A 15,426-nucleotide genomic window follows, 5' to 3' on the forward strand; every position below is an offset into this window, starting at 1 on the left:
AAGTTGGGGCAACATTTAGCTTTGCATTTTCCACATGTATATAAAATTGCGGATACCGCATTGCGATTTTGTTTATCACTATGATTAATGAAATGCTAATATCATTTTTTAAAAGCTGCTAATAGCTTGCTGGTCTGGTTTTTGTGTACTATTTTGCAAAATTAAAAATCACACGGTTTTGCGTTATCTTCTATTTCTCGCGGGGATTGCTTTTGTTGGCAGCAGTTGCAGCAGTTTAAAATCCACATCCAGGTCTTCGCATGGGGCTTCCCGTGATAATACAAAGCATACATCTCCAAAGTTCCTTAATGATATTGCTATTGGCAGCGATCCGTCTCCTGCTACCGGGCGCAGTGATGAAGCAGTTCCACACATGCCGGAAAATTATAAATCACCCCGGGTATATATGTTCCCTGCTTTTAATATTGAACAGGGCGGACCACTGCAATTCAAGTATGCCATAAAAATGAATGTGGAGGTAGAGCGGCTGGCGAACAGGGATCTGTATAAATTTATTGAAAGCTGGTGGGGCACGCCTTACCGCATGGGAGGTTCCACACAAAAGGGAGTAGATTGCTCCGCTTTTACGCAAACCTTGATGTCGGTGATTTACGGGCTGCAAATTCCGCGAACTGCCAGTGAACAAAAAGCATTCAGTACTGTTGTGGATGAGGATGAACTCCGGGAGGGTGACCTTGTTTTTTTTAATACCCGCGGACGTGGCGTGAGCCATGTAGGCATTTACCTGCTGGATAATCAATTTGTACATGCCTCCTCTTCAGGTGGCGTGATGATCAGTAATTTGAACGACAATTACTGGCACAAAAGATTTATGAATGCGGGCCGGGTAGTAGACGAACAAACTGCCGCAGCGGTTTCCCTGAAAAGCAGGTAAAATTTCAGCACTTCGTCATTTGATGCTACATTACAATTGCTTTGTTCTTATATAAAAATTCCTGTCCGCACTAAACTCATTTTCCTCTCCCTTTTTTATTTTTATCGTCTTCCATTTTTGTGTTGGGCTGATCCATTTTTCACCGCCAAAATTTATTTTCAAAGGCATATTAAACCCTTTCACACAATCTGTCCAGCGATAACTCAATTTATTGCCGCTTATTTTATATTCCAGTACCGGTATTTGTGTTGTTCGCACATACTGGTCAAATACTTTTGAAAAATCAATACCGGATGTTTTACTGATGTATTCTTCCACCTGCTTTCCGGTAACCGTTTGATGGTAGAAAGTTTCATTCATACCCCGAAGCAACATCCTGAATGATGAATCATTGTTTATGATCTGCCGGATCATATGCACCAGGTTGCCTCCCTTATAATACATATCACCCGATCCTTCCTGGTTAACCCCATAGGGACCTTCAATGGGTTTGTCATTTTGAATTTTTTTTCTTGTCCCGATAACATACGCGTTGCCCGCGTCGGTACCATATTCGCAGCCGGTAAAAATCGTTTCGGAATAATTGGTAAATCCTTCGTGTACCCACATGTCGGCCACATCTTTGGTAGTAATATTATTGCCAAACCATTCATGACCGCTTTCATGCACGATAATAAAATCCCACTTCAATCCCCACCCTGTTCCGGAAAGATCTGTTCCTTTATACCCGTTGGCAAATCCGTTGCCGTAGGCTACTGCGCTCTGGTGCTCCATTCCCAGGTGGGGTGCTTCTATTAATTTATACCCGTCTTCATAAAAAGGATAAGGCCCAAACCAATGCTCAAAGCAATGCAGCATCTGTATAACCTGTTTAAATTGCAGTTTCGCTTTTTCCAAGTTGTAATCCAGCACCCAAAAATCACAATCCAGCCGCCCCTTTTCTCCCATGTAATCCTCATGCCAGTGTGCATATTTTCCAATGTAGGGAGTGATGTTGTAATTGTTGATGGGGTTCCTGACCGCCCACGTGTAAGTGGCAGTACCATCTCCGTTTTTTATTTCGCTTCTTAATCTGCCATTAGCTATTGCCGTTAGTGTATCCGGTACAGTCATGCTTAAGGAAGCACTGTCGGGCTCATCGCTTTGGTGATCCTTGCAGGGATACCACACACTGGCGCCCAACCCCTGACAGGCCACGCTGATCCAGGGATTGCCATTGTCGTCCTTGCTCCAGATCATTCCCCCGTCCCACGGCGGGTGTAAGGCCGGGCGCGGTATGCCATGATAATACACCGTAACCTTATTTATTTCCTGTTCGTTTTGAGTGGATGGTACTGCAACGAAATAAGCGTTCTCTTCCCTGCGGAAAGAAAGGTTTTCATTATTGTATAGTACACTGTCAATATCTAATCCCAACTGCAGGTCTATCTGCATTTCTTTTGCGGCAGCCGATACTATTTTATAGGAAATGATATTATACCCGGAGATGCTTCTTTTGGAAAAATCGAAATTCACGCTCAAACTGTAATGGGTAACATCCCACCATGCCCGCTCCGGCGTTATTGTTCCACGTAAAGTATCGGCATGGGTAAACTCCTGCTTTTGATGCAGCGGCTGGGCCCGGGAGGTGAATGATAAGAAGTGGAAAATCAAAAGTGAAAGAATAAAACGATATGGTATTTTTTTCACGCCGGTTTATTTTAAAAGCTAAATTTAGGACGTTTTAAGAACTATGGAGTTTAAATTACATTAATGAAGATATACAAAGTGGCAAGTGGTAAGTGGTATGCGATAAGTAGGCCGTTTGTTGCTATAAAGCTGTTTATTATTATTGCATCGGGTTGTATGCTGGTTTCCTGCGCCGGCCGGAAAGAGGCGGATAAAAAAATATTTCACTATAATCAACCCGAAGGTATCAGCTCCCTTGATCCTGCTTTTGCCAAAAACCAGGCTATTATGTGGGGCGTACACCAGTTGTTCAATACATTGGTGGAAGTAGATGAAAAACTGCACATCAGGCCTTCTTTGTGTAAGCGATGGATCATGTCGGATGACAGGCTTACCTATACCTTTATTTTACGGGATGATGTTTATTTCCACGATAATGCCGTTTTTCCGGGTGGCAAAGGCCGCAAAATGATTGCCGCTGACGTTGCCTATAGCCTGCACCGCATCATCAATACAACTACCGCATCGCCCGGCGCCTGGATATTTAATAACAGGATAAATAAGGCTGAGGGATTTACGGCATTAAATGACACTACTTTTCAATTAAAGCTCATCCGGCCCTTTCACCCCATATTGGGCATTCTCAGTATGCAGTATTGTTCTGTTGTACCCCATGAAGCGATAGAAAAATATGGAGCCGCTTTTCGCAGCAACCCCTGTGGCACAGGGCCATTCAGGTTCACACGATGGGAAGAAGGGCAGGTATTGCTGCTGGCAAAAAATGAAAAATATTTTGAGCGTGACAGCGCGGGTAACCGCCTGCCCTACTTAGATGGAATCAAGGTTTCCTTTTTAGACAATAAAGCCACTGAATTTCTTGAATTCACCCAGGGCCGCCTGGATTTTATTAATGATATTGATGCATCCTTTAAAGATGAAGTGCTCACCAAAAAAGGAGAGTTGAGAAAAGAGTGGAAGGGAAAAGTTGTATTGAGTAAACATAATTTTTTAAATACCGAATACCTGGGTATACTGGCAGATACCACGAATGAGCTGGTTAAAAACCATCCGCTTAAAATAAAAGCGGTGCGCCAGGCGATCAATTATGGATTCGACAGAAATAAGATGATCATGTACCTGCGCAATTCCCTTGGTACACCTGCAGAAAGCGGGTTTGTGCCGGCAGGACTGCCTTCATACGACAGCTCAAAAGTGAAAGGCTATTATTATGATGTTGCCAAAGCAAGACAATTATTGAAGGATGCAGGCTTTGCCGAGGGCAGAGGCTTACCTGAAATTAAACTGCTGACCATTCCGGTATATGCTGAACTGGGAAGCTTTGTAGCCAAACAACTCGAAGACATTGGCGTGAAAGTTCAGGTAGAAGTAGTACAGAAAAGTTTATTGCTGGAGCAAACCGCTAAATCGCAGGCCCTGTTCTTCCGGGGTAGCTGGATGGCAGATTATCCGGATGCTGAAAATTATCTCAGCGTGTTTTACGGCAAAAATCCAGCGCCTCCCAACTATACCCGTTATAAAAACACGGCATACGACAATTTGTACGAAAAAGTCTTACTGGAAGAGAATGATTCCATACGATATAATATGTACAGGCAAATGGATAAAATGATCATCGCCGATGCTCCTATCGTTCCTTTATGGTATGATATGGTGATCCGGCTAATACATCCCTATGTAAAAGGTTTCCGGCCCAATAGCTTAAACCTGCTCGAATTAAGAACAGTACAGATCAAAAAGTAAAAGAGAAACAATAACTTTATGAAACAGGACACATGTGGTTAGGTGATGTCCTGTATATGATCACTATCCTAAACAGATCTGCGTTATGAGAAATCTATTATTACGCTCACTGGCATTTATCGTTTTATGCAATACCTTTTGTTACACTGCCACAGCCCAGCAATTGGATGGATACCGGTATAATCCTTCTTTTCAGCCTCAACAGCATACCGTTGTAAACAAAATACAATTCAATGGCTATACCAATCACTGGCGGGATGATTATAAAAAATGGGTGCGTTACGGCAACCTGTTCAAAATGAGCGTGCCGGATGTATCATCCACCATTATTCAAAGCAAGATTGATATAGCCGAAGAGTTGCATGTACCCGGGTTGTGGATGCAGGAAGGGTTTATGCATGCCCTGCTCGCTTCCAGTTACACTACGCTTGAAAATCCTTCCGCCACACAGGCCGACCAGGCGATGGCACAGGGCAATGTGCTGATTTTTACAGACTCGGTGTATGATGTAGCTGATCAATTCCATAAGATTCCTGCACAGGATACCATATGGGGTGAAAAACTAAAGAGCCACCAGTATAAAGCAAAAGACTTTGAAAAGATCAATGCTTATTATCTTGAAAAAGACAACAGGAAAGTATTTGTTGTTGCCGGCCAAAACAAAACCTCAACCAAACGCTTAAAAGAACTTATAGCCAATACTGTTAGCATCGTACAGCAATACGATCTGCACAAGGGATGGTTTGGTGCTGAAACCTTATTAAAAAGCGTAACCTGTACGCCCGGTCATCCGTTAGAAGTGATAGGAAAAGGGATGAATGAGGGCAACGACTGGTTTGTGTTTGATGGTTATATGGATTTTTTGATGAAAGATGAACTGGAAGGGTGGATCAAAAAGGCGAACATTCCCGTGGTGGCCGATGTTGGCTTTTCGCCTATATACGGATGCAGCGATTACCGCGGTTTACAGGTCCAGGATATGGGCGGCAAAGAAGCATGGATCAAATATGCACAACAAAAAGGCGGCTATGTTTTTCGCCCGGTATATGCACCGCAAAGCGATGCCTGGCATTATGATGGCTATATAGCCAGTGCAGGAAACAAAGAGCAAATTGACAATGAAAACGTTCCTTTTATTTCTACCACGGGGCCGCTGATCGGCGATGCACTATCCAGTATGGTATTATTCGTAAAAAAAGGGGAAGCCTTTACCAAAGAAAAAATGTGGGAAGCCATTTTGCAAAGGCGGGCGGTAGCTGTGCTGGATGAAGGTAAGATGATGGGACCAGCCCGCTTCAGAAATGCATTGCAAATGCTTTTATTAGACCGCGTTTTCACTGAAGACTATTTTGGCGACCGGATTGATCTGCAGGCTAACACCGAAGGATATACGTTGCAGGTAACGGTTTCCAACAACTATGATCATTCCGTATCGGGCATGCTTAACATTCAGCTTCCTCCGGAAATTACCGGGGATGAACCGATGATGGCTTCAGCCATCGCCTTGCCGGCGAACAGCACAAAAACCATTACACTTAAAATACGGCCCACTGCAGCGGGCATGGACAAAACCAATCCCATTGCCATAGCTTATAAATGGAACAATAAAACAAAACGTACGCTGGCGATACTGGATCTGCCGCCGGCCATTTCGGTAAACCGCTTGTTGTATGGCCATGCACCTGTAGTTCAATACCCGGTAACGGTTCATAATTTTTCGGCGGAGGCTTCATTCCCTGTGCAGGTGCAGGTGTTTGAAAAAGGCAAAACCGGCAAAGCCGTTTTTTCCGCTACCCAAAAAATAAACACTGCTCCCGGAACCTGGCAGGAAATTGTTTTTGACCTGAAACTGGCTTCCGGAGATTATGATGTTAAAACATCCACGTTAAACGTTGCTTATACCAGCCAGTTAGGCGTTGGGAAAAAAGAGGGACATGCTTATGCATATGAACTTGACCTTAACGCGGATAACGTAAAAGAATACCGCCTCGAAAACGACAGCGTGCAGGTAACGCTCCTGGCAACAGGCGCCCGGATAATTGAATATATTGTAAAAAGCAGGAAAGACAATGTGCTCTTTAAACTATGGCCCGACAAACCGGAGGATGATAAACGTCCTTTCAGGAAATATGGTTTTTATCCCTATGGAGGCTTTGAAGATTTTTTGGGGCAGGCCAGCATGGAAACACACCAGGTATATGATGCAAAACTGGTGAAAAAGGAAGGCGATTATGTGCAGGTGATCATGACGGCGGATTATTTTGGGAACAGGCTACAGAAAACATTTACACTATATAGCAATTCGCCTTTATTAGAAGTGCGTTTTGCTTTGAACTTCATCAATCCTGAAGCGAATGTAATAGGTCCCCAGCCTATTTTGGAACTTGGTAAAACACATGGAACGGAAGATGTTTTTATTGCTCCGGATAAAGACAGCATGCTGCATGTAAGAATGCGTCCGGAAGAATATTTTGGCAGGGTGATCAACTTAAAAGAAGGATGGAATGCCGGGTATGATACCAAAGAAGACATTGGTTTTGTTGGCGCTTATCCTGTTACCCAGCCTTTATTCCTGCACATGTGGATGAACCATCCCAGCAATGGAGAATCGCGTTATTATTATACCGAATTTCAGCCCTGGGTGCCCATCATTCAAAAAACAACCATGTATTTTACCTATTATCTCTGGGGCGCCGGCGGCGGATGGGAAGAAAGTGTAAAAGCATTAAGAAAAAGAAATTTAATTACCGAACGATAATCATTCAAAACCAATGAAACGTTTACTGCTGAAAATAATATTAACCGTTGCTTTATTGCCCGGCATATGTACCGTAGCAAATGCGCAGGCCCTGAAGCTTACGAATCTTGAATTAAATTATCCCAATCCCGCTATTCCTTATTATCACATTAAAGCGGATATCAATCTGCCTTCCGCATCTATGATTGAAGTGGAAATGACGGTAAACGGAAAAACTTTGCGGTATACGGATCTTCGGTCCGAACACGATCTGGGTGATCTTAACCATCCACATCTCACCAACCGTCCTCCATCCGGGTCCGGACTTTCGCAGGACAATGTTTTATACCTGACCCCATCTGTTATTGGTTGGGTAAAGTGGAATCCCGGCCAGCAATACGATGTGAAGCTAACGGTTCGAATGAAAAAAACTTTGCAGCATGCTAAAAACGATGTATTGCTCACCGTTAGTAAAAAAGTAACTGCGCCCTCAGCGGCTGTATATGATACCGCATGGAAAAAATACAAATCGGTGGTGCTGAGTGAAACGGCGGGTATAGACAGGAAAGCTGAGCCGGTAGAATTGCTCCTCCCCTTTTACCCCGATGAAGTACATGATCTGAAAAGGGAGATCCGCGTGGCTGCTTTTGATCCGCAAACGCACAGCGTTACCGAAGTACCATCGCAGGTATATGATATACAGGAATATTTGGTTGAAGATGATCTGGCACCGGGAAAGGATGGCAAGCCTACCCGCGATGTACCCGTATGGATGCCGACCGTTACGGCAAGGGTAGCTTTTTTAGCCGATGTACCAGCCAGGAACAGCCGCGTATTTTTTGTGTTTTATGATAACAAAGACGCCATGGTGAAAACGTATGCCACCGATCTGCGGGTGCAGGGAGAAGCGCCCGGTTTGCAAATAGATAATGATTATTTATCGGTTGCATTACATCCCAAATCGGGCCATTTTGACCAGCTCACCTTAAAAAGCAAGCCGCAATTTCCCTTTTATCACCGCAAAGAAACCAATGGGGCCATTCACTGGAACCCTGAAATATATACCCCGCCCGTACCATGGACACATACTTCGGACTGGGATCCGCCGCAGCATGTGCAATCCTTAACCGGGCCCGTTATTGCCTTCAGTGATGTATGGGGAAATTTGCGTGAAATTCCCCAGGTCGACGCCTCCGTTAGGTATGAATTTTTTCCCGGCAAACCCTATTTCATCAGCACTACCAATTTACGGATCAATGAAACGGTGCAAAGTCTTGCGTTGCGCAATGCCGAAATTGTTTTTAAACGTGAACTCATTACACATGCCGCCTGGTATGATGTGGTACGCGATTCGGTTATTGAATATGATGTAACCAAAATGCCCGATCTTACTGATGTAAAAATGCAGGATGATGTGCCATGGATCAGCTTTTATAACAAAGAAACGGGTGTGGGTTTTGCCGGCATACAACTCAATTATTCCAATGCAGGACTGGAAAACAGGACAAGATTATTAAATCCATTCTTTTACATCACCGGCGGGCCCTGGATTTACTGGGCAAGAGCATTATCATTGAGCTTTCTGTCATCGAACATGCAGCAAATGATCCCCGTAATGAAGGGTAATTTCTTTACTGAAAGATGGGCGTACCTGCTGTATGAAACAGAAAAAGGCGCCCAACCTTATGCACCTGTACTGAGCTGGCAAAAAACGCTTACACATCCCTTGCGCATACAGTTGGTAGAGGAAGTGGATGATCGTGTATCCAAAAGCGTTACTGAATTGTATATCGAAAAGGGCAAGACCGGCTGGGAAGGAAGAGAAACGGGGAGACATTGATCAATTTGAAAATTTGAAAATGTGGGAATTTAAAAATGTAGCAGTTTGCACGCAACAAAAGGAGCGTCAGACCGCGGATGAATGTGAGAAATGTGGAAATGCGAAAAATGTGGAAGATATAATATAAAGCACCAGGAAATCACAAAAACAAACCCGTCCTCCGTGTCGGATAAATCTCAAACCCAGCGACCGGCACAGGATATCATCATTCAGCCGTCAGCTATGAATACACTTAACCTGTGAACTGAAACTTGTAACCTGTAACCTGAAACATCTCCTAATCTTTTACTTTTTTTATGAAAATATACATATTGTTCCTGCTCCTCTTTTCCTGTCATAATATATTTGGACAGGAATTTGCCCATGGCCCTGATCCCTTGCCGGTGAAACCTTGTACAGATTTTGCAATAACCGGTAAAGGAGAAAATGCTGAATGGCAAAAAACCAACTGGATAAACCTTCATCAAATAGATGAGGGAAAAAAATATGAAACGAAATATAAAATCCTTTACTCTGTAAAAGGGATATATGTATTGTTCAGCGGAGAAGACGAAAAAATAACCAGCACATTTGAAAACGATTTCGATAACCTTTTTAATGCCGATGTATTTGAAGTATTCTTTCATCCGGATCCCTCAACACCCTTATACTTTGAATACGAGATCAGCCCCCTGAACAAGGAGCTTGTATTGTTAATTCCCAATTTAAAGGGCGGGGCCTACGGCTGGACGCCCTGGCATTATAGCGGAGAACGAAAAGTAAAGAAGAACGTGCACTTAGAAGGAGGACAGATGCAACCTGGCGCGGTTATCCGTTCATGGAGCGCAGAATTGTTTTTCCCCTACTCCCTCCTCAGCCCTTTAAGCAATATTCCGCCTGAAAGCGGCACGATATGGAACGCCAATTTTTGCAGGCTGGATTATGACAGTGGCAGCATGATCAAATGGTCATGGTCGCCGGTTGAACGGTCTTTTCATGAATTTAAAAAATTTCGTTCTATTCGCTTTGAATAATGCCTATAGGCTATGCTTCAATATTCCAAAAAGCCTTACATTTGCAACCGCTTCAAAAGCAAGCGGATGCCCAGGTGGCGAAACTGGTAGACGCACTACTTTGAGGTGGTAGCGCTGGAAACGGCGTGCTGGTTCGAATCCAGTCTTGGGCACAAAAGTGGGCAAATCGAAAAATGACTCGGTTTGTCCATTTTTATTTTGGCTGAAACCCTTATCCAGACTGTATATTAGCTCAACTGCTTCGTTCAGTCTAGCGGTTCGATATTGGAATCCGTCAAAAACGAGTTTTTCAGGATATATCGAACCAATTATCTCCCGCTTGCCCTTATTATCGGCTTTTTCGTATAGCATGTCAATGATATTGGTTTACGCTTTTATTATCCCTAAAGGAATCGGCAAGAATCTTTACGATTGCGTCCCGGTCATTATTTTGGGCTCGTTTCATATTCTGGCATAGAAAGAAATATAAAATATTGACTACAAGTAATGTACCGGTTTTACCGCTAACTGTGGTCTAATAAAACCACGAAAAGACCTCCCGTTAAGGGTTTTGGCTTAACGGAACTCATATAAGAAAGTTCTTGGAGGCTCTTTAAAAATGGTTTGATAAATTGCCATGGTAGTCTCACATAGTGCTTTTTGCCACAAATAACGCCAGGTAACAAGAATTAACCCTGCTAATTCGTGTAATTTGTGGCAGCAAAAAACGACACTGGGATTCAGCATTCTATTTTTAGACAGCTTCTTACAGAAAGAAAGGATAACAAAAGCTCTAGTTAAATGTATTCATCAGCTTTATCTCATTCCGGTATAAGATGATCTTGCCGTCATTTTCTAATTGCTTTAACAAACGGGATATTACCACCCTTGATGTAGCCAATTCATCTGCTATAAGGTAATGAGATGCTTTTATAACACTGGAGCCGGTAAGGCGTTGTTTTTCTTTCAGGTAATGAATGAGGCGTTCGTCTAATTTATGAAAGGCAATACTTTCAATAGATTTTAGCAACTCTAAAAAACGTCCATTAAAACTACGCATGATGTAGTTTTTCCAGCTTGTATATTTGCATAGCCATTCTTCAAGCTTAATATGCGGTATCGCAAGCAACTCAACATCATCTTCAGCAATCGCTCTTACTTCACTTTTTTTTGCTTCCACACAGCAGCTATAGGCCATGGAACAGCTTTCATTGCTGGATAGATAATACAGCAAAATTTCTTTGCCATTTTCATCCATTCTAAATACTTTGACGGTGCCTTTTATAATCAATGGCATCATACGGATATACTTACCATAATCCATAATAATGTCGCCTTCCTTAAAAAATTTATATTCACCAAATTGATGCATTTCCTTTACCAGGGCTGGTTCAAATATTGCATCAAAAGTTGAGGGAGTAGTCATGATTTTTAAAAACGGTAATTAAAAATATAATTTGGCCGCACGATATAAACCTTACTAAAATAGACTTATTGATATTGTAAGTTTAGTTATAAGTAAGGATTTACTACCATTCAAAGCGCTGTACCAACCCGTTCAAGGGTATTTGTAAAGATACGCCATATATCGGCGTTAACTGGAATGTTAGCCAAGCTTTATATATCACCTGAAAAATGATTTCTCCCGTGAAGTTGTACCATAGGAGCCCGATGATGCGCTCAGCAAAATTTCAAATCCGGAAAGCAACCTCCCGTGTTAACTGTTTAGCTTATCAAACATTAAATAGTTTATATGCTAACAAGACTTCCCTTTTTCTACACCCGCTGCGTCCAGTATCTTTTCCAGCGGGCAAAACTTTGTAAAAGAAGACTGTAATAAATTAACCCCAACAAATACACCCAGCCAAAGCCATTTGATACTTACATACATGGCAAGTGCAATACTCACTAAAACAATAGTGCCTGCAACAGCACGAACAATTCTTTCTCTCATGATTATTAAAATTTAAGTTTAGTAATTTGATTTTTCTACGGGTACAATAAATGCCCTGACCGGAAAATTGATTTCACTTTGCTCATTGTATTTTTTGATCAGCTCAATTCCGTTCTCTGCATTTTCATTGGCAGTGAAACTGAACATCATCATAGAATCAAATTTTTCTTTGCCGGCAGCAAACCATTCTTCCAAAAGATCAGGTGACTGGCTATCTTTGAATCCAATTACATCTGTTGCGCTGAAGACATGAATATTAGCCTCTTTGAATATTTTAGTAACATCATCCTGGTATTCTTTTAAACAGGTTACAATGAAAAGTTTCATAACTATAGATTTAGGTTATTTTTTTAGGGTATTTTTTACGTATCATTTTATAATACAATAGCGGCACAACCAATAAAGTGAGAAATGTTGAAGTGATCGTTCCACCCATCAATGAAATAGCAAGTCCCTGGAATATTGGATCGAACAAAATAATAATCGCACCCAATGCTACTGCCCCGGCAGTTAATAAAATTGGTGTTGTACGAACTGCCCCTGCTTCTATGATAGCCTGTTTTAACGGAATACCTTCTCTTAAACGGATATTGATAAAGTCAATGAGCAATACCGAGTTTCGGACCATCACACCTGCCAATGCTATAAATCCAATCATTGATGTAGCGGTGAAATAAGCACCCAGCATCCAGTGGCCTAACACTATTCCGATTAATGATAATGGTATAGCAGCCAGCATTACCAACGGCACAGTAAAGTTTTGAAACCAGCCCACTATCAATATGTAGATTAGTAAAATAACCACTCCAAATGCAATTCCCAGATCCCTGAATACTTCAAAAGTGATCTGCCACTCGCCATCCCATTTCAGAGTATAGTTGTCTTCCAATTCTGGTTGATGTGTATATTCTTCTTTTAAAGAGAAGCCTTTTGGAACAGTTATGTTTTTTAAGCTGTCAGAAATGCTTGCAATAGCATAAGAAGGACTTTCAAGTTTGCCCGACATATCGGCCAGTACATACACTACTTCTTTTTGATTCTTACGATAAATATTTTTCTGTTTGATTTGCCTGGTTACAGTCACCACATCCCTGATGGGAACACTATTGCCTTGCATTCCGGTGATTCTTAAATCAAGTATATCATCTATATTGGCTTTGTCAGCATCACTTAACTGCAATTTTATAATGGTCTGACTGAAGGATGCAGGTTCATATACATTGCCTACCGGCATGCCCGAAAGGGCAGCATTGATTGTGGCTGTCACCTGTGCAGTAGCAACACCGTGACGCATTGACTTTTCTTTATCCACCTCAAAGTGGTATTCAGGCTGGTCATCTTCTACCATCCAGTCAGCATCTACCACATCTGCTGTTTTATTAAAAAGCGTTTTTACCTGCTTCGCAATTTTTATCTGCTCATTATAATCCGGGCCATAAATTTCTGCAACCAGTGTAGATAATACTGGTGGCCCTGGTGGCACTTCCACGATCTTTGCGTTGGCATTGTATTTTTTAGCAATTGCCTGGATAGGGGCACGCATTTTTTTGGCAATATCATGACTTTGAATACTGCGATCTTTTTTATCAACAAGGTTTATTTGTATGTCCGCCACATTATCGCCTCTGCGTAGATCATAATGCCTCACCAAGCCATTAAAACTAATTGGCGCTGACGTGCCAATATAGACCTGGTAGTTTTCCACCAATGGCTGAGCTGCAACATAACCCGCTATATCTTTTGCAACGGCTTGTGTTTTTTCCAGTGTAGTTCCTTCGGGCATATCAATTACTACCTGGAATTCATTCTTATTATCGAAGGGTAGCATTTTTAAGGCCACTGACTTAGTGTAGAATAGCATCATTGATCCTAACAGTATCACAACTATACTGAGAATAAATGTCCAGCGTTTCCAGCGTGTTTCCAGCATGGGGTTAATGAAGGCACGATAAATTTTATAGATACGGCCTTCTTCCAGAGCATGCACTTTACTTTCTTTATGAGCGCCGCCTTTCTTTTCTTTTTCACGAAGAAATATATAACCGAGATAAGGAGTAAGTGTTAATGCAACTATCAATGATAACATCATGGCAATGGATGCTCCAATCGGCATCGGACTCATGTACGGGCCCATCATTCCGGATACAAATGCCATTGGCAATACCGCCGCAACCACAGTTAACGTTGCAAGTATTGTAGGATTGCCTACTTCATTGATCGCATAGATAGCAGCCTGCAGCGGCGGCAGTTTTTTCATCTTAAAATGCCGGTGCATATTCTCCGCAATGATGATAGAGTCATCTACCACAATACCCGTAATAAATACTAGTGCAAAAAGGGTAATACGGTTTAAAGTATAATCCATCATGTAATAACTGAACAGTGTAAGTGCAAACGTTACAGGTACAGATAAGAATACGACAAGACCACCACGCCAGCCCATGGCGAGCATTACAAATAACGTAACCACCACTATTGAAATAAACAAATGAAACAACAGTTCCGAAACTTTATCCGATGCAGTTTCCCCATAGTTTCTGCTAACAGTCAATTGTACCTCACTGGGCAGTAATTCTTTTTTAAGGTGCTCAACTTTATTAATGATTTGTTCTGACAGTTTCATTGCATCTGCACCTTTCTTTTTAGCAACGCTTAAAGTAATGGCAGGGTAATTTGATTTGAAAGCATTCGCTTTTGAAGTATCTGCATTGCCATAACCAAACAGTACATACTGACTGGCTGTTTCAGGCCCTTCTTCAACCTTTGCTATTTGTTTTAAGTAAACAGGTTGTTGCTGATTGATACCAATCACAAGATTGGCCACATCATCGGAGGTTGTAAGAAAGTTTCCTGTTTCAACAGAAAATGCGGTATCCTGCTGTAATAAGTTGCCAGCCTGAACCTGTACATTACTGCCCTGTATTTGTTTGCTGATGGATAAAAAATCAACATGGTTTTCTGCCATTTTGTTTTTATCCAGCAAAACTTTTACTTCCCGGCTTCTGCCACCTAAAATATTAATGTCCGCAACGTCGGGTATCTTCTTTACTTCATTCGTCAGTGCCTGTGCAATTTGTTTCAACTGGTAGTCATCATACTTTTCACTCCACAGTGTTAAGCCTAATACGGGTACATCATCAATTGCTCTTGTTTTTATCAATGGTAGTGTAACACCCTGCGGCATTTTATCCATGTTTTTCATCAACTCACTGAACAATTTTACCAAAGAACGCTCCACATCTTCGCCCACTTTAAACTGAACAATCAGCATAGCCTGCCCTTTCATGGAAGTAGAATACACATACTCCACACCCTTCACATTGGAGATCATTTTTTCCATAGGTGCCGCTACTTTTGTTTCCACATCTTTGGGTTCAGCACCAGGGTAGCCGATAAAAATATCCGCCATCGGAACTTTTATCTGCGGTTCTTCTTCCCGTGGAATTAAAAAAGTGCTGTAACCACCAATCAGCAAAAAGGCAATCATTAACAGTATCGTTAATTTAGATTGTAAGAAACCTTTGGCTATATTTCCTGAAAGACCGTTTTTCATTGTGTGTATTAATTCGTTTATAATCT

10 protein-coding genes and 1 tRNA gene are annotated in these 15,426 nt (G+C 41.9%); 6 read left to right on the top strand and 5 right to left on the bottom strand.

From position 1 onward, the window contains the following. The first annotated feature begins 178 nt into the window (after window positions 1–178). Window positions 179–895, top strand: coding sequence for a C40 family peptidase (locus tag FRX45_RS16530; RefSeq protein WP_152269563.1), 717 nt, complete (start codon window positions 179–181; stop codon window positions 893–895). A gap of 30 nt (window positions 896–925) precedes the next feature. On the opposite strand, the gene FRX45_RS16535 is transcribed toward FRX45_RS16530, so the two are convergent. After that, entirely contained in the window at window positions 926–2,584 is a 1,659-nt protein-coding gene (locus FRX45_RS16535) for a M1 family metallopeptidase (protein ID WP_152269564.1), read from the bottom strand. Between the two features lie 63 nt (window positions 2,585–2,647). Here FRX45_RS16535 and FRX45_RS16540 point away from each other — a divergent pair, with 63 nt between their 5' ends. From FRX45_RS16540 to FRX45_RS16560, 5 genes are all read left to right on the top strand, one after another. Next, window positions 2,648–4,324 carry an ABC transporter substrate-binding protein gene (locus FRX45_RS16540; RefSeq protein WP_226805422.1) on the top strand — a complete coding sequence of 559 codons (1,677 nt, stop codon included), beginning with the start codon at window positions 2,648–2,650 and terminating at the stop codon, window positions 4,322–4,324. Between the two features lie 85 nt (window positions 4,325–4,409). After that, window positions 4,410–7,082 (top strand): COG1470 family protein, encoded by a 2,673-nt coding sequence (locus FRX45_RS16545; RefSeq protein ID WP_152269565.1) that lies wholly within the window; start codon window positions 4,410–4,412, stop codon window positions 7,080–7,082. A gap of 13 nt (window positions 7,083–7,095) precedes the next feature. Further along, complete coding sequence (locus FRX45_RS16550) at window positions 7,096–8,901, top strand: hypothetical protein (RefSeq protein WP_152269566.1); 1,806 nt, start codon at window positions 7,096–7,098, stop codon at window positions 8,899–8,901. Window positions 8,902–9,197: 296 nt separating this feature from the next. Continuing rightward, a complete protein-coding gene (locus FRX45_RS16555) occupies window positions 9,198–9,914 on the top strand; it encodes a carbohydrate-binding family 9-like protein (protein WP_152269567.1) in 717 nt (238 codons plus the stop codon). A gap of 68 nt (window positions 9,915–9,982) precedes the next feature. Continuing rightward, window positions 9,983–10,066: transfer RNA gene (locus FRX45_RS16560), tRNA-Leu, on the top strand. Between the two features lie 620 nt (window positions 10,067–10,686). Here the strand turns inward: FRX45_RS16560 and FRX45_RS16565 are convergent. From FRX45_RS16565 to FRX45_RS16580, 4 genes are all read right to left on the bottom strand, one after another. Beyond that, window positions 10,687–11,319: a Crp/Fnr family transcriptional regulator gene (locus FRX45_RS16565; protein ID WP_152269568.1), complete on the bottom strand. Its 633-nt coding sequence runs from the start codon at window positions 11,317–11,319 to the stop codon at window positions 10,687–10,689. A gap of 330 nt (window positions 11,320–11,649) precedes the next feature. Continuing rightward, on the bottom strand, window positions 11,650–11,847 hold the full coding sequence (locus FRX45_RS16570) for a YgaP family membrane protein (RefSeq protein WP_193311742.1): 198 nt from the start codon (window positions 11,845–11,847) through the stop codon (window positions 11,650–11,652). Between the two features lie 18 nt (window positions 11,848–11,865). After that, entirely contained in the window at window positions 11,866–12,174 is a 309-nt protein-coding gene (locus FRX45_RS16575) for a hypothetical protein (RefSeq protein WP_152269570.1), read from the bottom strand. 10 nt (window positions 12,175–12,184) lie between these two features. After that, the gene (locus FRX45_RS16580; RefSeq protein ID WP_152269571.1) at window positions 12,185–15,400 is read right to left on the bottom strand and encodes an efflux RND transporter permease subunit; all 3,216 of its coding nucleotides are present in this window, start codon (window positions 15,398–15,400) and stop codon (window positions 12,185–12,187) included. Between the last annotated feature and the right edge of the window lie 26 nt (window positions 15,401–15,426).

Source organism: Agriterribacter humi, from assembly GCF_009192765.1.
Taxonomy (GTDB): domain Bacteria; phylum Bacteroidota; class Bacteroidia; order Chitinophagales; family Chitinophagaceae; genus Agriterribacter; species Agriterribacter humi.